18 protein-coding genes are annotated in these 21,139 nt (G+C 58.3%); 2 read left to right on the forward strand and 16 right to left on the reverse strand.

Annotated elements, in window-relative coordinates; all coding sequences use genetic code 11:
• Positions 1-18: 18 nt before the first annotated feature.
• Positions 19-1,467, reverse strand: a complete 1,449-nt coding sequence (locus BQ8794_RS24155; protein ID WP_174654522.1) for a hypothetical protein — start codon at positions 1,465-1,467, stop codon at positions 19-21.
• Positions 1,468-1,617: 150 nt separating this feature from the next.
• Here BQ8794_RS24155 and BQ8794_RS24160 point away from each other — a divergent pair, with 150 nt between their 5' ends.
• Entirely contained in the window at positions 1,618-1,860 is a 243-nt protein-coding gene (locus tag BQ8794_RS24160) for a hypothetical protein (protein ID WP_077381131.1), read from the forward strand.
• An 85-nt stretch (positions 1,861-1,945) separates the two neighbouring features.
• Here the strand turns inward: BQ8794_RS24160 and BQ8794_RS24165 are convergent, their stop codons facing one another.
• The 9 genes from BQ8794_RS24165 to BQ8794_RS24210 all read right to left on the reverse strand — a co-directional run bounded on the left by BQ8794_RS24165 (position 1,946) and on the right by BQ8794_RS24210 (position 13,628).
• Positions 1,946-2,836, reverse strand: a complete 891-nt coding sequence (locus BQ8794_RS24165) for a sugar transferase (RefSeq protein ID WP_280174617.1) — start codon at positions 2,834-2,836, stop codon at positions 1,946-1,948.
• Between the two features lie 427 nt (positions 2,837-3,263).
• Positions 3,264-5,183, reverse strand: a complete 1,920-nt coding sequence (locus BQ8794_RS24170) for a GNVR domain-containing protein (RefSeq protein WP_244555111.1) — start codon at positions 5,181-5,183, stop codon at positions 3,264-3,266.
• Between the two features lie 59 nt (positions 5,184-5,242).
• Positions 5,243-6,013, reverse strand: a complete 771-nt coding sequence (locus tag BQ8794_RS24175; RefSeq protein WP_077381132.1) for a response regulator transcription factor — start codon at positions 6,011-6,013, stop codon at positions 5,243-5,245.
• Between the two features lie 407 nt (positions 6,014-6,420).
• Complete coding sequence (locus BQ8794_RS24185) at positions 6,421-7,140, reverse strand: Crp/Fnr family transcriptional regulator (RefSeq protein WP_077381134.1); 720 nt, start codon at positions 7,138-7,140, stop codon at positions 6,421-6,423.
• Positions 7,141-8,043: 903 nt separating this feature from the next.
• Positions 8,044-9,183 (reverse strand): acyltransferase family protein, encoded by a 1,140-nt coding sequence (locus BQ8794_RS24190; RefSeq protein WP_077381135.1) that lies wholly within the window; start codon positions 9,181-9,183, stop codon positions 8,044-8,046.
• A gap of 812 nt (positions 9,184-9,995) precedes the next feature.
• On the reverse strand, positions 9,996-10,727 hold the full coding sequence (locus BQ8794_RS24195; protein ID WP_077381658.1) for a glycosyltransferase: 732 nt from the start codon (positions 10,725-10,727) through the stop codon (positions 9,996-9,998).
• 78 nt (positions 10,728-10,805) lie between these two features.
• Positions 10,806-11,621, reverse strand: a complete 816-nt coding sequence (locus tag BQ8794_RS24200) for a glycosyltransferase family 2 protein (protein WP_077381136.1) — start codon at positions 11,619-11,621, stop codon at positions 10,806-10,808.
• Between the two features lie 108 nt (positions 11,622-11,729).
• A complete protein-coding gene (locus BQ8794_RS24205) occupies positions 11,730-12,899 on the reverse strand; it encodes a glycosyltransferase family 4 protein (RefSeq protein ID WP_077381137.1) in 1,170 nt (389 codons plus the stop codon).
• A 111-nt stretch (positions 12,900-13,010) separates the two neighbouring features.
• Positions 13,011-13,628, reverse strand: a complete 618-nt coding sequence (locus BQ8794_RS24210) for a sulfotransferase domain-containing protein (protein ID WP_167378820.1) — start codon at positions 13,626-13,628, stop codon at positions 13,011-13,013.
• Positions 13,629-13,941: 313 nt separating this feature from the next.
• Between BQ8794_RS24210 and BQ8794_RS24215 the strand changes: the two genes are divergently transcribed.
• Positions 13,942-14,862, forward strand: a complete 921-nt coding sequence (locus tag BQ8794_RS24215; RefSeq protein WP_167378821.1) for a sulfotransferase family 2 domain-containing protein — start codon at positions 13,942-13,944, stop codon at positions 14,860-14,862.
• Positions 14,863-14,880: 18 nt separating this feature from the next.
• Here the strand turns inward: BQ8794_RS24215 and BQ8794_RS24220 are convergent, their stop codons facing one another.
• The 6 genes from BQ8794_RS24220 to BQ8794_RS24245 all read right to left on the reverse strand — a co-directional run bounded on the left by BQ8794_RS24220 (position 14,881) and on the right by BQ8794_RS24245 (position 21,135).
• Positions 14,881-15,567, reverse strand: a complete 687-nt coding sequence (locus tag BQ8794_RS24220; RefSeq protein ID WP_167378822.1) for a sulfotransferase family protein — start codon at positions 15,565-15,567, stop codon at positions 14,881-14,883.
• Complete coding sequence (locus BQ8794_RS24225; RefSeq protein ID WP_143744666.1) at positions 15,564-16,328, reverse strand: sulfotransferase domain-containing protein; 765 nt, start codon at positions 16,326-16,328, stop codon at positions 15,564-15,566. The genes BQ8794_RS24220 and BQ8794_RS24225 overlap by 4 nt, the downstream gene beginning before the upstream one ends.
• A gap of 38 nt (positions 16,329-16,366) precedes the next feature.
• Entirely contained in the window at positions 16,367-17,401 is a 1,035-nt protein-coding gene (locus tag BQ8794_RS24230; RefSeq protein WP_167378823.1) for a hypothetical protein, read from the reverse strand.
• 197 nt (positions 17,402-17,598) lie between these two features.
• Positions 17,599-18,513 carry a glycosyltransferase family 9 protein gene (locus BQ8794_RS24235; RefSeq protein ID WP_143744667.1) on the reverse strand — a complete coding sequence of 305 codons (915 nt, stop codon included), beginning with the start codon at positions 18,511-18,513 and terminating at the stop codon, positions 17,599-17,601.
• Positions 18,514-18,760: 247 nt separating this feature from the next.
• Entirely contained in the window at positions 18,761-19,948 is a 1,188-nt protein-coding gene (locus BQ8794_RS24240) for a glycosyltransferase family 9 protein (protein WP_143744668.1), read from the reverse strand.
• 8 nt (positions 19,949-19,956) lie between these two features.
• Entirely contained in the window at positions 19,957-21,135 is a 1,179-nt protein-coding gene (locus BQ8794_RS24245; protein WP_077381145.1) for a glycosyltransferase family 9 protein, read from the reverse strand.
• Positions 21,136-21,139 lie beyond the last annotated feature (4 nt).

Raw genomic sequence — 21,139 nt, forward strand, 5'->3', positions numbered from 1 at the left:
CAACTGCTAGTGCTTGCACTAGGATTGGCAGCCGTCACCTACCTCAGCGAGCCGGCCGTCACCATGGGGATATGGAGCCCGAGTATCGCGGCTGTATTCAACAACCAGGATCCGGCTGACAAGAATGACGGCGAGAGGAATCAGGAAAACGATACCCGGGTCGGCGCTGCCGCTTGAAAGGGAGGCGGCCACTAGCGCCGATAAGGCGCAAGCGCGAACACTCGACGCGATCGCGTCGACCTCGGGATCGATGCGACCGTGGCAACCCCGCAGCCCCCGCACCAGCATTGCCAACAGAACTGCCATCATCGCGGTGCCGAACAGCCCCAACTGGGAAAGCAGAGCGATCGGCCAACTCGAGGCGCGCGAGCTTCCCAACCCGACCCCCAGTCCACCTGTATCGAAGAAAGACTGCAGGCTCTTGTAGTTCCAGTAGCTGCGCTCCTGGCCGGAAGCTGATGTGAGTTTGTTGGCTACCGTGGTGTCGAAAAGTTGCAAGACCGGATCGAAGAAATGCGGATAGAACAGACCGGCCGCCATCGCGGAGAGGAGCAAGGGCGGCAGCAACGCGATAAGCAGTGCCTCCGCCGACCTCAGCCGACCTGAAGCGAGCGACTTCACGATAGAAAAGACAACAGGCACGCTTACGATTGCAAGACCGACATAGGCGGTCGACGATGTCGACAGCAGCAGGAGAACAAACAGGGCCGCTCCTAACCCCAATGCGAATTTGGATCCGGTCTTGCGCCAATAGGCGTAAGTGAACGCCAGCCCTGCCAGCGATCCCGCGCCGAATGTCGATGCCTCTGAAAACGCGCCCGCGATCCGCCAAAACCCGCCTGCGGTGACCTGCGTCAGCATGGCGTAGTTGGCGGTACGGATCGGGGCAAGGATGTCGCCGGCACCAAGCACCTTGCCCAGCAAATCCAGGACGCCCATCAGCACGTGCAAGCTGAACCATAGGAAGAAGCCCCGCCTGATATCCGCTAACGTGCCGCTGCGCTGAAGCAGCAGACAGACCGCCAGGAAGGTCAACCCGCCCAGAACAAAGTAACCCGCCTGAGAGATATTGCCTGACACGGGCGCCAAGGCCGCTTCGTAGACGCCCCTGCCCGTGCGGGACGCGACGAAGGCGCTCGTCTGCCCTGCAAAGAGCCTCGGAAACAACAGCGCTCCGATGCAGACATAGATCATCAGCGCGCAGACGATCCATGCGGCACCTATACGAACGAAGACCGCTCCTATTTCCCTCCAGATTCCCCGTCGAGCCAGCGCGGCTAGTATCACGAGCATATCAAAGACGGTAAAGATAAGCGGCGATGAACCGCCAAGCGAGGTTATTGTCCCGATTGCCGTCGCACCAAAAGCCAGAGAGGCAATCAGCGCAGTGATCATCGACCAGCGCATATAGACGACGAGGCCCAGGATTCCCGTGCAAATCAGTGCCCCAACGACGGAAACCTGCATTTCACACCCCGACGATCAATGATCCAGACCCTGACTGCGCCGCCGGAACCGCTGAGCTGAATGGTTGGCTTCACAAAAACCAGCGACTCTGATTTCCTTGGGATAAGGTTGGTTTCTCGCAGCGTAGATTGACCCAGGGAGGAGGTCGCCGTGTTGCTTGCCATTGTCGGCGTTGCCGGTCTTGCCCTGGCAATAGGGCTTACGTTGCGCGCGCCGGCGCTGATAGTGGCGACCTTGGTGGTGATCGTCGGCAGCGTCGCTGTAGGCAGTTTTCTTCACCTGTCTGTTCCAAACACCATCCGCTCGACATTTTATCTTGTTGTCGTCACCCAAATTGCCTACCTGGTCGGCCTTGCAATTGCAGTGCTGCGGCATCGCCCAAGACGACAATAGAGCGGGCGACAATCGAGTGGGCGATAATCGCTTGAGGCCGTTTCTGCCGCGCCCCCTGACATAGCCCCCCCTGACATAGCCAAGGTCAGGAGGTCTGATCGAACTTCATCATGGCCGGTATCGTCCGCATCAGGATCGAAAGATCGCAGCGCAGAGACCATGTCCGAACGTACTGCGTGTCCAGCAATACGCGATGAGAATACTCGGTCGTGTTTCTCCCGTTTATCTGCCAGAGGCCGGTCAGTCCTGGCCGCGTCTTCAAATATTCATGCGATGCGGCACCATAGCGTTGCAATTCGTCGGCAACGACAGGACGCGGGCCGACGCAACTCATGTCGCCCCGCAAGATGTTGAACAACTGCGGCAGCTCATCCAGGCTCGATTTGCGAAGCATCTTTCCGAAAAACAGGATACGCGGATCGCAGCTCAGCTTCTGATTGGCCGCCCACTCCTGGGCGGCTTGTGGATTGCAACGCAGATGCTGTTCGAGCACTTCCTCGGCATTCGGCACCATGGTGCGGAACTTGTAGCAGTCGAAGGCCTTTCCATTGAACCCAATGCGCCGGTGAACGAACAGCACCGGACCGCCTGTGGACGCCTTGACCAGAAGCGGGATCAGAACCAGGATCGGACCGGCCAGGATGAGCGCTGTCGAGGCTACCATCAGATCCAGCAGCCTCTTGGCCCAACCGCCGAGCGGCTGTCGGCTTTCGCTCCGCGCATCGTCGTCAATGCTTGCCGTGCGCATATCCGGCTCAAACGGAACGGCGCCATGGTCATGGCTTGCGTTGAGTTGAGGCGACGAGAGGTCTGGCGTATTCGATCTCGCGGCCGCGTCGCTTTCACCCCGAAGAAGCGAAGTCGCGGCGGGCTTGGCTCCGACCAACAGAGCCCAGCCTTCAACAGCCAGGTCTTCGCACTGCCGCAGGTTGCTTTCGATCACGTTGGACATCTTCCGCTTGCGCTCGATTTTCAACTTACCGTTTGCATCTTGTCGACGACGGATGATCTCCGGCAAGCAAGGAAAAGGTGGTAGATCGGGGGTGTTTGGCAGCGTGGCCTACCCCTTAGTTGCTAGGCCAGGTACGGACGAATGGCTGCTCCGTCCAAAGCCTGGCACGGTATCGGAATCGATCGTTCGGCTCGCGACGCCCTGAAGGGAGGCGGATTCACTTTGACTGGCAAGTGTCGAATTGACGTAAGCGGTGTTTCGGGGGCGGTGTCGAGACTTGCCGCTGGGCTCTAAAGCGCGTCGCATTTGAACGGATTCAGGCGGCGCGCTTTAAGTTCTTGTTTGCTACATGTCGTCATCACAAAACCGCTGCGCACCCTCGGTTCAATCCCGAGGGCATGCTTTTGCGCGACATGCATTAAATCGACACCGCCGCGAGGAAGACAGGATGTCAGCGCGGCGCTTGACCTGCGCGCTTCCGGTAACGATGTGCCGAGACAGTACGAACACGTGTCATCAACACGCCAAGGACGGAGGAATTGGTGTTTTTGAGTGTCTGCGTCAGGTCTTCCAATTGATCAAGCGACGTCTCGCCCCACTGCGCCACCACAATCACGCCATCAAGAAGCGGGCAGAGAGCAAGCCCTTCGGCACCGGAACTAAACGGTGGCAGTTCAACAATGACGATACTGTAACTACCGACCTCGCCCAGCAATTTCTCCATATTATCGGGAACCAGCAAATTCGCCGAATTCGACACATCGTTCTTCAGGTAATAAAACGATGTCTTTTCAATGAATCGGATTTGCTTGCCGATGTCTTTAGGGCTCGCGGAATCCCGATCGATCGCGTTGAAGTCGGCGGAAAAGAGCCGTTCGTTGGCCAGTGCCGACTTATCGTCGGCGTTGATCACGAGGGTCGCTGTGCCCGTCGCCCCACACAGCGCCGCCAGATTGCTTACAATGGTGCTCTTTCCGTCACCGGGGGACACGGATGTAATTCCGATGCGACGCCTTGAAGGGGTGGCCCCGGCCAGGCCCATGATCGCCTTGACGCTCCTGAGGCTGCCGCTGAATGAAGAGTCCGGATTCCTGAGCACCTCGTCAAACCGGCCAAAACCACCGCGCCTGAAACTGACCGTCGGCAATTCTCCAATACAGGCCAGGCCCAGTTCGCGACGGATCTGACGCGGGGTCCTCACGTTCCGATCGAGGCCGCGCCGCGCCACGGCGAACCCGATGCCAGCCACCATTCCGGCAAGCGCGCCAAAGGCGAGGATCAGCGTCTTGCGCGGCCGACTTGCCTTCTTGGGACTCGTCGCGGACGTGATGACGCGAGCATCGGCGATCAGATAAGGCTGTTGGTCGACCGAGTTTGTATACGCCGCGAGCAGGCTTTCATACATCTTTCGATAAGTGTCGGCGGTAACCTCCAACTGCTCCAGCGTAATCTGGTGTGTTGGCTGTGCTTCGCTGAGCGCGGGGTCCTGTCCCGCGACGGGCGTCTCGTCCTGACCGATGCTGTAGTCGTGTTTTGCGCGAAACTCCTGGGCGACCCGGGTCGCCCTGTTCATCTGATCACCGACCTCCCGCATCCGCCTTTCCAACCATGCGATGCCTTCGCTAGCCGTTGCTGTTGTCGTTTGCACTTGCTCGCGCACGAACGCTTCCGCTGTGGCGTTTGCGATGCGTGCCGCCAACGCCGGATCCTGAGACTGGAATGTAATGTCCATCGCATAGGAGACACCGACACGCTGGACATCCAAGCCATCGCTGAATATCTCCACTGCGAGACGCCGACGCTCGGATTCCAGCTGCGGGCTGTTCGCCTCCATTCGATCCGGCCAGGGCAGCACGCGATGGAAGAAATCCGTCAGTCCGCCGGCATCAACGATGCTCATCCAGGCTCTGCGAAACCTCTCGCCGATGGTCGGACCGCCCAGCCCCCTGAAGGTTGGATTGTCCATGAGTCCAAGGTCATCGATCACCATCATCGCGATCTTCTGGGAGCGCAGAACTGCAAGTTGGCTCTCGACCTGAGCGGTGTCGAGCGACAGGTTGACTTCGGCCGGTTGCTGCTGAAGGTTTCTGGGTATCTTCGGTTCGATCAGGATCTGGGTGCGCGCGGAATAAATAGGATCCGAGGTAGCAAAGTAAAACGTGGCGCAAACGATTCCGGCGACGACGAACGCAAGAATCGAGAGAAGATACTGCCGAGCAAACGAGACAACGTCAGCGAGGCTGATAAAGTCCTGCGGTGCATCCGCCTCGAGCCATGGCTTGTGAGCAATTGCCGCGGACGGCCGGTCTAGCATGGCTTCAATCCATATCTGCAACAAAAAGAGCGGCGAACTGCAACGGTCGAGCAGCATCGCCACCGATGGGTCCCGCTACGAGCATGCAGCCGCGCCACTGTTACGATGACAACCGTTTAGCTCGATCGGCCCAACAGCTGGGCGCCAGGAAACATCTCGTTGAGCTTGTAGACGACCTCCGTCCTGTTCGTCGCCTTCAGCTTTTTCATGATGTTGCGGATATGGACCTTGACCGTGCTCTCTCGAAGGTTGAGCTCATGAGCGATTATCTTGTTCGCCTTCCCACGCCTGAGAGCCTGGACGACCTCTTCTTGCCGCTCCGTGAACACACTCGCCATGGGCCTTGTCATTTCGACCGTTGTGTCGATTGCCTTGTGCTGGGCAAGCACGCTGCTTGCAGGGACAAATGTGCCACCGGCGAGGACAAGATTTACGGCTTCAACACAGATCTCGAAACGGATCGATGAAGGGATGTAGGCTTTTGCGCCATAATTCAACGCCTTCAGAATCTGCTCTAGATCGTCGGTATCGGCCAAAATCACCACTGGAACCGGGTGGGCCTCATTCACGAGATCGGCGATTTCGCTGCCGGTCCTTGCATCTGTCACCTTTCGGCTGCCCACGTTCAGCAGAATAGCCGATATCGACAGTGCATTCTCTTGATGCCGCCACTCTTCGATCGAGCCGAACGACAGGATTTCCTTCCCGATGCCATAGGCGGTCAGGCATTGCGCAAGACATTGTCGGTCAAGCACTCGCTCGTCCAGCAGAGCCAGGCAAGATTCGGTCAAGCCATGTCTATGAAGATGTATTCCATTCCCAGCCTTGCGCGATACGAATTCAAGTGCACCGGGTGATTTGCTATCCAGTTGAATTGTCGGAACCATGAACTTACTCCCCAAACTCTACCCAACGTTTCGAGACCAGTACGAGATGTACTGCAGGCAAATACTATTTCCCGCGAACGATGTTCTGTTCGCGTCGCCTTCACTATATCTGCGGGAGTTCCCAAGCCCCACCTTGGACAGCACTACCCCGTCAATAATGTTTATCGCCGAAAAGGTGCGCCTTCACTAATTTAGGTTAATAAAACGTAAAAAAAATTTTACCCCTTCACTTGGCCCTACCAATTTGGTCTAGGAGGAGGGTAGCCAGAGAACACCCGACTGGAATCTGGGCCTCGCGTTGTTTGCCAGGCGCGGGTGGTCCGTCGGTAAAGACAGCCGGCGTCGCCGATGGCAGTGCGGCTTCAAGGTGCGTCGCGCCGCCTTTGCATCGTGCGCCAAGGTAAGTGTCAGCCATCGATATACCTGTCATCGAACTCGGCAAACTTCGTTACGCCCAGCCGATCCAGCACGCGGACATGACCTTGGCGGAACTCCAGAAACCCGCGTTCCCGTAATTCCCGCAGCATTCGATTGACATGGACCGGCGTCAGGCCGAGCGCGTCCGCGAGGTCGTACTGGGTAAGAGGGCATGCAAAGCCAGTGCTGCTGGCAGCGCCGACGCGCTCCAGGCGCGCTCTCAGTTCGAGCAGCAAGTGCGCTGTACGCGCCAAGGCGCTGCGTCGGCCTATATTGGTGAGGTGTTGGGCAACAAGCGCTCGCTGGCGCGCGAGCGTTTCAAGAAAAAGCGAGGCTATGTGGGGCGACTTCGCCGCTCCAAGAGCAAGCGTCTTGGCCGAGGCTTCCAGCACCGCAAGGTCGGTTTGAGCCACAAATGTCTGAAGAGCAGCGCCGGTGTACGTCTGTGGCAGGACAATGTCGCCCTTCAGGGCAAAGTCCAAAATCTGTCGCTGTCCACTGGCAAAGTCATGAGAAATGCAACCCCAGCCAGACTCGATTATGAAGACGCGATCGCCGTCCTCCCCCTGATTGACGATAGCGGTTTCCGCCGCATATCGCTTCGGTACGAAGCCTAGCGCCTTGATATACGCCTTATCGTCGCTTTTGACTGCGACTGACGTCGGACGGTTTTCATTCTCACTCAATGAAAGGCTTGTAGCATACGTCATTCGAACCCCGCCAATCCTCCCCTAGATACCTCCCTAAGCAAAAACGTACTCCAGCTTTGACGTGTTGAGTACCCTGCACGGGCTACAACCATTGGGTGATATTGCACTGCACTCTCACAAGAAAGCAAGGATCACGCCTGATCGAGCGCAGTAGGACCCGAATTCATCATAAAGTTCGATCGACTTTCTGCACCATCCATTCGAATGGCGAGGTCTCCGGCGGTGGGAAGCGCATGGTGACACCGTGCAACTTTCGAACACGCCACTCTTACGGATCGCTTACGGCTTTCGGCGTGACTGGCCGCCCTACCGACTGCAGCCCAGGCATTGCTGCTGACTTGCGGTCGCGCTGACGTTGTCGGGGCGAACCGACGGTCGTTCAAATCGGGCGGAACGTGCCGCTACCCCATGGGTGCAACCTTCTGACTTCACTCGCAGATAGCACCTCGGGTTCCCCCGGGGTTCCCGCAGACCTGGTGCAACCGCTGCAGGTCAGATGCCTCACAAAACCGGCAGGTCGCGCTGGGCCTGGGACGAGAATTCCTCATTGCCGTGACGACGTTTCAACGGACAAGAGCGTTCGTTCACAGGCTCGGGCCACTTCGGCTCGATGACTAACCTTGGCTGCAGTTCCAGGACCGGAGCAGGCCGATTGACGCCCCCAACCCTGTCTCCGGGTTCAGCCGCGACACAAGGGGGCGAGGTATATACCCCATTCGCGTTAGCTATGAGCCCCCTGATTGCCTCGCACTTGCGAACAGACCGCTCGCCACGTACCCGGTACCCGGAAGAGATGTATCCGAAATTGTCGCCAGGCTCGGCGCTGGAGTTGACGTAGTCGGCCGGCATCCCACTGCTCACCACGCAAAAGCCGTGGGATTTCCTGCCCTCCTCTCGGAGACGCTAAACTGCCATTTGATCTCGTTTGGCGTCGGGTCTAGGGAACCCTCGCCTGATGGCGTTTTGAATCCGCTTTTCCAGCGACATGACCGCCATGCTCAAAGCCAAAACGCATAGCACAGACAGTACAAATGCAATGGGCGTCGGAAAACCTAACGAAAATAACCACCAGACCACAACCATGCCAACCGAGTAATGATTCAAATATACTGGATAGCTAATTCCCCCAATGTATCTAACGAAATTACGGCAGCCTGAAATCTTGTACTTTATAACTTCATTATACCTTATTCCTGCTGCCATTGCATACATGCACATCAACCACACGATCACGGCGGCGGTTTTATACGCATAACCGCGTTCAACCGAGACAAAAATCTCAGCGGTGCCCATACAGCCAAAAAACAACATCAATCCTGTCTTCCCCGCATGCCCCATTTCGCTACGGCCATCACCGCCGTTCCTGACAAGAAAGAAGATCATGCCTGTCGCGAAGAAAACGCCGTGCTGCAGCAGAAGCAGTTTGAAGGGGAACCGCGAAAGCACTGATATCGCTTCTTCCGGCCGCGTGGACGGCGGCAGAAAGTGCAACCCGGAGAGAATGAGAAGGTATACCGAGCTCGAAAACCCTATTATTTTGGCCAGATCATAGAGTGATACGCGAAACCTCGACAAAACTGACGCGGCCACCAGGACGTAGAATACGGCCTCGACGACGAGAGACCATACGACCCCGTCGATGTAAGGGCCCTTGGGAGACAAGGTTACCGATCTGCAAAAATCCATCAGCAGATTGGAAAAATCCTCGCCATAGAGAGTTCGTGCGGCCAAGCTGATGAGCGCGGACAGCCACAAGGCGGGCAAAATACGTGTAGCGCGCATGCGCGCGAAACGCAGCGCTTGCGACGCGCCGCCTTCGCCTGCGGCGCTCATGGCAATGACGAACCCGGAAATTACGAAAAAAATTTCGACCCCTACAGCACCCAAACCGGCAAACGCCGACAGAAAACCGAAGGCGACATCGCTTCCCTCGGTGACTGACGCACTGCTCCAGGCGAATGTCGCGAAATGGTTCAGTAACACCAAGAGCGCTGCAAAGATGCGCAAGAAGTCCATGACGTGGTAGTGGACATTGCGTTCCATATAATGTTTCCGAACCTTGCCAGAGGCCAAGGTCGAATACTATCGTGAAACGGTCAGTAAGCCTGCTACTACATTCGGACATAGCCGAATTGATTAACCGTCGGATATGACCTGTTTCGTGAGCAGATCCACCAATCTGCCACGCCTGGATTGCTCGGCGCCTTGATATGTTGAGCAGCGTTGCGTCCGATCGCTGCCATTGACGAAGGAATGTTACGCGCCGTCTTCCAAGGTGACCGCATGGCTGTTGCTCATCGCCGTCTTGGGCGCGACCTCGCAAGCGATAGCTGGTTGGATGGCGGTGACGCTCCTACTACTCCACCCGCTCTACTCCTAATTGGTATCGCCCTCCTAAATGATGCCGTGCTAATGTTCTAGCCGGCTTGGGAGGTTCCAATCGACCTCATTGCGAATGTTTTCGCCGGCACGTGGGCTGCCGGGGCGCTTGCTGCCATCTGGTATGTCTGGAGGCGGCCCTCGCTGCCCATTGCCGAAAACAAGCAGGACCGCGATTTGCGGGAATGGCTGGACGGGCAGGTGTAGAGGGCGCTTGTGCCGGGACGAAGCAGCACCCGACCCTGGTCGAAACGACACGGGCCGTCCCGGTGCCCGCGAAGAGCCCGTCCAACCCGGTGTTCGGCGAGGCCATGCCGCAGAACAGCGCGACCTCGAAATAGCGAAGACCGGCCGTCAGCGCGGCGTGTTAGCCAAGCCTGGCAAGCACGCGCGGTCAGTTCACATATCTGCACGAACCGCCTTGCCGACGACCTCGACGAAACGTCCGATATAGTCGAGCCGATCGGTTGGATTGGCTACCGGCTCGCCGAGCGCGAAAGAGCAGCGTCTGCTTGATCGGCACTGCTCAGGATTTCGTCGCGTTCGGCTATCCACAGATCCGCATAATCGACATTCTGCCACTCGGCAAACCACGGACCGCCGCTTGTATAGTGGACCGCCTTGGGTGTGCCATGCGCCGGCTTTTCGTTCCAACCTTCAAGCCAGTTCCACTCTACCGGCAGCGAGCCCAAATCCTCATCGGCGACCCACTGCATTCGGTGGAGGTAGGCGCCACTTTCGCGGTTCACGACCTCCGGCGTAAGCGATTTAACCGCAGGATGCGCGCAATTGAACAGCATCAGCGAGGACCAGTTTTTTCGAGGGTAGGATGTCTGGACCACGCCATCCATCTTGGTGGTGGCCTTCGGCGTATAGTCGTGCTGGACGCAATAGACCGCCTTGTTCGACTTCGTGTATTCCAGCAAACCGGCGACGTCGCCGAGCCACAGGAAGTCGCAATCGCAGAACAAAGCCCAGCCCGTATAGTCGGCGAGAAAAGGCGTGAGAAACCGCGTATAAGTGAACTCTGTTGACGCGAGCGGATCTTTTTCCCTCCAATACAGTTCACGGGCACGCAGCTCGTCCTGTTTGATTGGAATGACGGAGACAGGCACCGAAGCGTTTTTGAGCAAAGAGTGCCGCGCCACGTCGTAGGCGATCGGCTCACGGCTGTCCCATCCAACGAATACCCTAAACGCATCAGTCATATTCAGTACCTTGGCTCCAATTTCAAAACGGTCATACACTAACTGTCTGGCAACAACTCGGCAACAATGGCGCGGAAATTAGCCAGGGCGATTTCTGAAGCCCGCGGATTTGCCCTTCACCCCGGCCCGGCTTTCCTCGGCGCACCTCGACTTGCGGCCCAAAGCGACAAGCGCCCATTTCTGATAGGTGTAGCCGGCCGAATAAGCGGCGACCATCGCACCGGTCGCACCGTCCAGAAACCCCAGCCTGAAGACATAGCTGTTCATATAAGCCCAGACCGAGCGCAAAACCGCCTTGCTGATCGAGCTTTTTTTCCCCTCGGCAAGCATCCGCGCGGCGGACGCTTGCGCGTATCTGCCGATCTTGTCATGCGCGTCCGCCAGGTCGGCGATCGAGTCATGCTCCATGGGATGGGACAATCGCGAGACCTTGCCATTCACCACCACCTTCTCATGCACGGTGTCGTTGCTGAAGCGGCCGGACTGGCGACGGAAAAGCCTAAGCACCAGATCCGGCGACCAGCCGCCATGGCGGACAATGCGCCCACAAAAGCGCGATCGTCTTGGTATTTCGAAGCCGTCACAGCCTTTCGGGTTGGCGATGGCGGCCCTGATTTCCGCGGCCAGCGGCGGCTCGACCCATTCGTCGGCATCAAGCGAAAGGACCCAATCGCCTGTCGCCGCGGCGAGGGCGCGGTTTTTTTGCGCACCGAAACCCGGCCAATCGAGGGTGATCAGCACCTTGGCCCCGAGCCCACTGGCGATGTCCCTGGTCTGATCGGTACTGTTATTGTCGAGGACGACGATTTCGTCGGCAAAATGTACCGAGCGAAGGCAACGTGCAATGCACGCTTCCTCATTGCGGCTGATTATGACGACTGAGAGCGCCGGCACGGTCAGACGGTTCCGGCATCAAAACTGCAACTGTCGTTCAAATGAAACTGCCCCCCCGGCCGGTTGACGCTCCGGTGATACTAACGGATTCAAAAAATATGTCGAAAATCATTTCAGGTCGAGACTTTCGTACAGCGCTATCATTCTCCTGATCATGACGTTGAAATCGTAGTGTTCGGCTGCCGCCCTGACCCTGGCCGCAGTCCCAGGCCGTGACGACAGCTGCAGCGCGCGGGCAAGCCCGGCGGCGAGGTCGTTTACGCTGGCTGCGTCGCAAACAAGCGTCGGCTCGAAGCGATCGACAAGCTCGCGCGCCCCACACCCGGTGCTGACCACGGTGGGCAAGCCGCTGGCCATGGCTTCGATCACCACTGTGCCGAATGGATCATAGATGGAAGGCAGCACCGCAATGTCGGCGGCGCCGTACCATGGCAGCGTATCTTTTTGCGGCCCCAGCATGCGGAGCCTTGCACCAAGACCAAGCCTGTCGCCGGCCCGCTGGAAGGCATCGGCGCGCGAATCGTGGCCAATGACCCATAACTCCGGCTCACCATCGAGCATTGCGACAGACTTCATCAAGGCAAGAAGTCCTTTTCGCGCAAAACCCGAGCCTACGAAGAGAACGACCGACCTGTCATCGTTGACGCCAAGCCGTGAGCGAACCGCGGCCCGATGCTGTTGGCGCAACTTAGGGTTGAAGCGGTCCAGGTCGACCCCGTTGGGAATATGGTGCACGCGCTCGGCCGGATAGTCGTAGTGACGGACAACGTCCTCAGCCACCATTTTCGAAATGGCAATCACAGCTTTAAGCCGTGGGCTGGCATAGGTCGCGCGCTCGAGGCGCAGCGTCTGGCGGTGAAACGGGCTCAGCGCTATCGCTGCCCTGCCAAGCCGCGTCTCGAAACGCCGTCGCTCGGCAAGATAGGCGGCATGGACGCCTTCCCCGGCCCGGAAGACGTCGCAGCACGGAAGGCGATCGTTGCTCTGCACCAGGGCCGGCGGCATTTCGGCGATCTTGCGGCAGACGGCTCGTGCAAAGGACGTCGCCCGCAGGTAGCGGGGAAAGCGGCGGCCGGCGCACTGAATGAACTCTATGCCTTCGTGTCGCGGCCAGTCGCCGGACAGCACGGCCACCGGTCGTTGCCGCGCGGCGAACGCGGCCATGATGTTTTCCAGCATGATCTCGCCTCCGCCAAAAGGCGCATAGCGCTGGCGTACAAACAGGATAGGCGTCTTCGGTTCAGCTTGAACCGGTTGATCATGCCGTGACAAACCCATGCGATCTCGATACGCCCTTTTGCATTCCGGAACTGGCGAATTTGATCAGTCGCGCACATGAGCGCACTTTGACCAGTTTGGTTATCCGCGCGCTGCTGGAGTAAAGACTATTCATTTATAGGAAGATACACCATAACTTTCCATGACCTTTTCGCAGTATAAAATTTCTTCTTCGGTAAGATAATCCTTATACCCGCCAACTAGGCCGCGTCTAACTTTAAAGCTATCGGAATCGGTTGCGTCTGCTGTTCTTAAGCGATGCCCATAGCGCTCGTCGTATTGCCCCGAGGACTCCTTGCTTTTCATGGAGTCAAATCGACCGGCGTCAATTGCTTTCCCAATTTTGTCCTCGTCTGGTTCTACTTTCAACCATTTTGCGATTCGTCTAAGCTCGGAGACGGCATCGCTGTGGAGCGTTTCGTAGCGTGTGATCAACACATCATCCCTTTCGCTTATTGCCGCCAGCCACATTGCGTTGAAGCGGAGGGTCCTCTCGATACCAAACCGTGGGTCGCGTACAAAGCTTGACAAATCGCCTTGGAATAAGTCGCGCCATGCTTCGCGTTTGGTGACGTGAAAATATCCGGAAATCGTTGTGTCGATCGGATTGCGATGCAAAAAAAGCAAGGGCCGTTTTCCCAAAAAAGCTTCGGCCGAGCGGAAAGATTTGCTGTGAAACGCGCTGCCGCCGTGGCTATAATCAAGGCAGACCTCAAGCTGGTCAAGCATGACTCTTAACCACGTCCGCCCTGACTTTGGGTAGGAAATGCAAAGGCCCAAATTACTGGAGCTTTCTTGTGCCTTCGGCCTGAGCCACCGCAGTAATTTCATGATCACCTCGCAAACACCCTATCAGTTGCCGGCTGCTAGGGACCCGGCTTCCGGGCCTTATGACATGACGGGTGATCTCGATCAAACTTAGCCAATGAGCAACCACATATTTTGTCGCGCCTCGTCCGTAAGCGCTTTCCAATCATGGCGGCGGGTGTTGCTTGCGGTTTTCCCACTGGTGAGGCATTTAGAAATCAACAGGAAACAGCGGATGAACACCAGCACCCCCCACCTCTCGTATGAGATTCCCGTCCCGAAATCGAAGCAGGCTCGTGGATTGAGGAGAATCGAGCGCCAGTTGAGGCCCAAGCTGCGGTCGCTCCGGTGGCGGGTTGTCGAGCAGGTTTTGAGCTGGCGCAATCCCGAGGCGCTGGCATTCTACCGCAGGGCGATGGAAACCGCATATCTGCCGGACGACCTGATCGACGTGGTGCCGCAACTCAAAATCCTGTACCTCGCCATGCCGAAGGCGGCGAGCAGCCGCATTCGAAGCAACCTTGCAGCCATGATCGGAAACGACACCGTGTCGGGGTGGCGCAGCGACCAAAACTGGAAGGTGCACAACCGAAAGGCGTCGAACTTGCAGGCGCCTCGCCATGGCGTCGTGCAGTTCTATCGCATGGCCACAAGTCCCGACGCCTTGCGATTCACCTTCGTTCGCAATCCCTATACAAGGCTGTTGTCGTGCTGGGCCGACCAATATCGCGACCGTCCTCTTGTGCCTGGTTACGGCAGGGTGGAGGTCTATCTAGCCCACCGCGAAATGGCTGATCCGGCACTGCCTGTAGGTGCTGACAAGAGCCTGTCCTTTGCAGATTTCGTCGCCTTTGCCTGCACGACGTCCACATGGCGCATCGACAAGCATTGGCAGAGCCAAAGCGACATCGTCGACCTCCCAGGCGTTGCGTTCGACCTTATTGGCAAGACCGAAACTTTCGCAAAGGATTTCGAACGGGTTCTCGATCATGTCGATGCGAGCGACGAGGTGCGACACGCGGCGATGCCACCTCTGCACACCTCCTCGCGCCGCAGGCTTGCCGACTATTTCACGCCGGAACTGGCGGACACCATCTATCGTGCGTATGAGCGCGACTTCGATCAGTTTGGCTATGCGCGCGCGCTTCCAGCGTAAAGCGGTCGCGCCGCTGTCTCAAAGATATCCGAACGCCTGCATCAAGGATTTCCCACGCCCCTCGGTAAGCTCCGTCAATTCCTGCTGACCCAGTTCGGTCTTCCAGCGGCCGCGGCCATCATAAATTGGCTGGTTCACCTGCTGGTTGCGCAACGCTGCATGTTGGGGTTGCGCATCAAGTGTGAACCATCGTTGCGGGCTCCGATGATAGTCGAGCAAACTCTGGTCGAACGACAATCCCAGGAAGGTGCAGATCTTTTCGACGGTTGCTTCCGGGTCATCGACAAGATCTTCGTAGCGGTAAATCAGGACGTCCGTGCTGCCGCGCTCGGCAAGCACCATTGTGTTGTCCGAAATCCAGCGATCCAGGCTCTCAGTCGCATCGCCAAGCCGCCTGGTCAGCGATGCAACGGTATCGCGCCCATCGCGTACCGGCATCACGAACTTCGCGCCCGGCACCAGGCGCCGTATCCGGTCGACACGCCTGATATGACGCGGTGTCTTTTCAAGCAGCACCGACTTGCCCGCCCCAATGGCCGCCCGTTTCAGCTTCGAGTAGCGATACAGCGCAAGTGGAGCCCATTTGAAAAACACGTTGGTTTCTTCGAATGGCAAAAAGACATCGGCATGCGAAGCAAGAATCGTCGCTATCAGCGTGGTGCCGCTATGTCCGCATCCGCAGACAAAGCCTTTGCATCGGATCAATTCACACCTGCCCTGTCGTCGGCATAAGATATGCCATGCCGCTGAAAGGCTTCATCGAGCCGCCTCCAGTAATCGAGCCGCGCAAGCACGTCGTCACAGAAGGCTACGTCGTCCGCGCTGAGGTAGTCCAAATAACCACCGACCTTACCCTTTCGAACCTTGAAGCTTTCCGGGTCGTCAGGATCGCGCGGTTGCAATCTCCCGCCGTAGCGCGCACCCAGTTCTCCTGAGATTTCAGATTGCTGCATTTGTTTGAACGATCTGCTGACAGCAACATCGGCAAGCTGGGACTCGTCAAAAGATCTTCCCAAAAATTTTCCGATGCTGCGCAATGCGTCGTTTGTATCCCGCTGCACATCTTCATAGCGCAGAAGCGCAATCTTTCGCATGTGAGTTGCGGCTGCGAACCACTGCAGATTGAAAAGCGCGATCTTCTCGACACCGTGTTTGGGGCTTCGTATGCAATCGCCGATCGGACCTGCTTCCAGCCCATGGCGTTTGTTGACCTGGAAATATCCTGACACCGCAGTGTCGCGGGGGTCTCGCGTCAGGAACAGAATCCGTTGCCGTTTGTAGCGGGTTTTGTCGGCGCTGATCTGCGTCATGTCACGCAGATCCTTGTGATCGGAACCGTCATGCGTGTAGGCCGCATCAACGCCCAGGTCGTCAAGCATTACGCGCAGCCAGGTCCGCCCGGATTTGGGAAATGAGACGACAAGCAGCGACGGCTTTCTTGCAAAAAAGTTGGACAACAAACTCAACGTGCGAACTCCGATTGCGGGCACTTTGATCGAGCAGATCAGCGATTGTAGATATCGATTAGGGCATTGGCGATCCGTTGCGAAGCCGGCACCTTTGGATCGATCGACAGATTGGCATTGAGGAAGTCCCGGCTTTGCTCAAAATAAGTCGGTCTTGACCTGACCGCAGCATGGATATCCTCGGCGAGGTCATGCTCCGACAATGTTGGTTTGAAGGCGCCCATGGGCCTATCGAACTCGACCATGGGCGAAACCAGCGGAAACAGCACCACCGGAATGCCGCAGGCGATTGCTTCGTAAACAGTGGTGCTTGGGCGCGTTACCAGCGCCAGAGCGTCGGGGAGCAGCTGTGCGAAATCCAGGGGCGATTTGTTCGGCATATCGACTTTTGCGAACATTGTGGGGTGGACGCTAACGATATGAGCCAGGCCGAGTTTCGCACAGGCGGCTGCCACGGCTTCAATCGCGTGGCGATCTGCGGCATCCTCGATATTCCCTTTGAAGTTCACCAGCACAAACAGCCCTTCATCGTGCCTGGCGCCGGCACTTCCGACGGCGCGCTCAATTACCGGGGAACCGACAACGTATGTCGGCTGTCGTCTTTGCTGCAGCGCCGCTGGTCCCATCGACAGGATGTAGTCAGCTCTCACAAATCGATGCGGCTGCAGCAGGCGCGCACCTCCGATGAGGCCGACCACACGGACCATGCCGAAGTTGATGGAATCTATGAATCGCCTAAAGAATTGTGGCGCATAGTCATTTCCAGTCACCAGCATGTCGCCGGGCCTGATCATCCGCTCGAGTTCGGCAAAGCCGATATGCGACATTTTCCGGGCGTCGAGTTCAGGTCGTGCTACGCCGCCGCGTTTCAATCCATCAAGATGCGCGAACACGCATCGGATGCCGCGATCAGCCAGAATTTCTGCTGCGTCGGCCAGCAGACGAACATTGTTGCGGTTGTGTGGGACGAAGTAGACGGTCCTTGTCGCTGCCCTGCCGCGAGCGTAGATACGCCCACGCTTCAACAGATTTCCTGGATGCACAAGCCGATACGCCGCGAGGAGCCGCTGCACGACGCCTTCGCTGACAGGAGAAGCCGCCTTGTTTCCCAACCTACCCAAAGATATGCATCGCCTCTTATCCGTGAAATTTAGAACGGCCGCCCGCCGGGTAGTTTACAATCCCCCCGCCGTCAAGAAAGGCGCTTGACCACTCCGCCGGTTGTGAGCTGCCTTTCACACTCGCGATCGCGATGCCTTGCATGGTGGATTCAAATAGCGCTGATGAGTAAGCCCATGTGGTTTTGTGCGTCTTCCATCACCGCGGCCCAAGGCCGTTCCCGTTTCGAGACAAGCACGGCGGAAGGATAGTAGGGCGTGCGATCGCCCTCGACCGGCCAGGAGCGTTTGAAACCGTCACCAAGAATAAAGACCGACGGGATGCCGAGCGCGCCCGCCAGATGCGCCCCGGTATTGCTGATGGTTACCACGGCGTCCATCGCGGCCACTTGCGCCGCGAAAAGGTCCATATCGACGAGTTGGTCGATTGACCCGTCATGCAGGATACGCGCGAGCCCGCCATCGGTCAGGATCTTCAGGTCGGACTCGACTTGGCCATATTGCAGCGAAACGAACCGGAGGTCCGGACGACTGATAAGCCCGCGCCATGCCGTAAGTGGCGGCAGGTCCTTGCCAGGATTGGAGCTGCCCCATGCGACGCCGACCAACGGCCGTTCATCCTTCCGATAGCGGGCGCGAAGTTCAGCGACCCGCGCCGGATCCGGCTTCAGGGGAACGAAATGCTCCCGGATCGTGGTCTCATCGGTCTCGAACACGGCAGTCAGATGCTGAACGCCCGCAAAGGCCTGGGCCTCGCCATAGGCGGCCTTGTTCCCGGGACCGACCGCTCGCACATCGGCCGCGGGAAATGTCCGCTGAAAGAGCGGCACCAAGCGGTGCTCGACCAGGACGATCAAACGAGCAGCCCGGGCGAGCGCACGGCCGACGGAACTCGCATGATGGATCGCGGTGGCCAGACCCTGCTTTTCGGTCTCCATCAGATCGACGAGGAGGACCTGGCCCGAGATATCCTGGCCGAGCCATTCGCCGCTGACGCGGCCTTCAACAATATGGCGCCGGGCGATCTTGAGCTCGGCCGCCGGGCCGTACGCGCCCATGCGCATCAACGCCTTGCTAAGCTCGTCGAGCAGGTGAACCTCGCCCCTCGACTTCGCGATCGACCCAAGAGCCAGGGCTTTCGGCAGCGCGGCCGACCAATCGCGCGCCTCGATGCTTCGCCGATAATCCGCCATCTGGTCGGCAATGTCGCCATCACGCCAGCGAAGGAAAAGCTGCCGCCGGTGGCGTCGGAACCAGACCTTATATTTGTAGCCTGCAAGCGCGACAACGCCGCGGAACCGGCGAAGGAGTTGGCTACCGGCCATCACCAACTCCACCGACGATTTGCATAACCCGTCCGCCTGCTTCCTGCATTGCGGACGCCCATTCCTGGCCGCCCTTTCGAACCAGTCGAACGGTTGGATATGTGGCTACTGTGTCGCCGAAGGCAGGCCACGACAGCCGAAACCCATCGTCGAGCATGACGACAGTCGGAACGCCAAGCGCTCCTGCCAGATTGGCGCCGGTATTGCTGATCGTCACCACCGCATCGAGTGCTGCGATTTGCGCGGCAAAGCGGTCCATATCCGACAGCTGGTCGACGGAAGCGTCATGGATGATGCGTCCCGGCGCCCAGCGTTCGAATTCGGCGAGCGCTGGCCCGACATCGCCATATTGCAAACTGATGAGACGTCCCGGCAGATTGCCGAGCAGCGCCCGCCAATCATCCAGAGCCGGCAAATCCTTGCTCTTGTTCAGGCTTCCCCAGGCGAAGCCGATCAGAGGCCCCGAGCCACGATTGAGATAGGTGCTGCGTAGCTCGGCTACCAGCCGCCGGTCCGGCTCCAACGGAATGAATGGCGCGCGCGCTGTCGGCTCATCCGGCCAGAAGAACTTCGCCAATGTCTCGAAACTGGCGAAGACATCGGCGTCTACCGCCGCCACCTCCCCTTCTCCCTCTAGCCTGACATCAAGCGCAGGATATGTTCGGCGATAAAGTGGCGCGAGTCGCGGCTCGACCAAGACGGTGCATCGGTTGGCAGTTGCGACCACCGGGCCAAGCAGCGACGCGAACTGGAAGAAGATTGCAAGATCGCCTTCGCGCCGCTCGACGGCAAGCTTGCAATCTGCAAGATCACCGCCATCCCATTCGGGCCGGCCGGGTACTTGCTTGCTCGACGCAATCAACTGCCAGGCACGATTCCCGCCGCCGAGGCGTCTCAGTCCACGCCCGGCTTTCTTGACAAGCCCGGGATCGCCAAGCTGCTCACCGAGCAGGCCGAGTGCCAGCGCATGATCCCGGGCCGCATGCCAGTCACGCCGCTCGACACTCTGCGCCATCAGGCTGACATGCCGTTCGACGCTTTCTTCAGCATGGCGCGAGGGACGCCTAAAAAACTTTTTCGCCCGATCGAGAACCTTCTTCAGCCCCTTGCCGTCAACGCCTTGCGGGCGCAGGTCGGCGGCTTTCGCCTTTTCAAGGATGGATCGTCTGTTCGGCACGGCGACCCTCAACTATCGCTAGACAGCGTCGAACGCGCCGTCAAAATCGACGAGAGCCGGCGGCCGACGTCGTCGAGCACCACCGGCCACGCACGGCCTTCCTTGCGAATGACGACGCCGTTAGGATACCATGGCGTTCGATCGCCAATCACTGGCCACGCCGTCTGAAAATTGTCATCGATCAGGAAAACGGTCGGAACACCGAGTGCTCCAGACAGATGGGCCGCCGTATTGCTGATCGTTACGATGGCATCGAGCGCGGCGATCTGCGCGGCAAAACGCTCCATATCAACCATCTGGTCGACACTGTCGTCATAGATAAGCCGCGCGTCATTGCCGTTGCGCAGGCGCCGCAGCGCCGGCTTGATCTGTCCATACTGGAGGGAAACGAATGTCGCGCGTGTCTGGGCGATGAACCGTGCCCATTCGGGGAAATCGGGCACGTCCTTGGTGTGTGATTTGCTGCCCCAGGAAAGACCCACCAGTGGCAGATCCGTCATCGAGCGATAGCGCTTGCGGAATGTCTCGACGAGTTCAGGATCAGCTCGCAGCGGCACGAAATCGGCGGCAAGGCTTTCGGCATCGCGGCCGAAAACCCAGGCGAGATTTTCGAAGGTCGCAAATTTGTCGCCTACGACATTCTGCTGCGCTGGGACCACGGTCGCATTCGGGAATGTCCGCTGCACAAGTGATACGAGCCGAGGCTCGACCCGAATGGTCGCGCTTTGCGCACATGCAGCGGCGGCGCCGGCCAGTCGCGCATGACGGATAACCCGGCCAAGACTGCGAGGGTCATCCTCTACAAGATCGATCAGCAGTGTATCCGAACCGAGGTCTTCTCCAGTCCACTCATTGGCACCTTTCCCTTTTCGTTGCCGGCGAGCGGAAAGCCGAAGCTCGGCCGCGCGCGCGAAGTTGCCCAGCCGTTCGAATGCCTGGCCCGCCTTCTGCATCATTTCAGGGTCGCGGGCACGATCGGCCATGATGGCCATTTCATTGGTACTTGCTTCAAGCCCTGTCCAGTCCCTGCGCGCGATCAGCGCGTCGGCCCTGGCCTGCTGCTCAAGAACGGAACGAGGTTTGGAGCCGGTAAACAGCCTCCGCACGGCCTTTGTGTATCGGCGCAACTGCAGGCCCAATCCGCCAATCACGTACCGGATATAGGAACCGTGGTAAAAGCTGGTCATCGGC

The sequence above is a fragment of the Mesorhizobium prunaredense genome, from assembly GCF_900156895.1.
GTDB classification, from domain to species: domain Bacteria; phylum Pseudomonadota; class Alphaproteobacteria; order Rhizobiales; family Rhizobiaceae; genus Mesorhizobium; species Mesorhizobium prunaredense.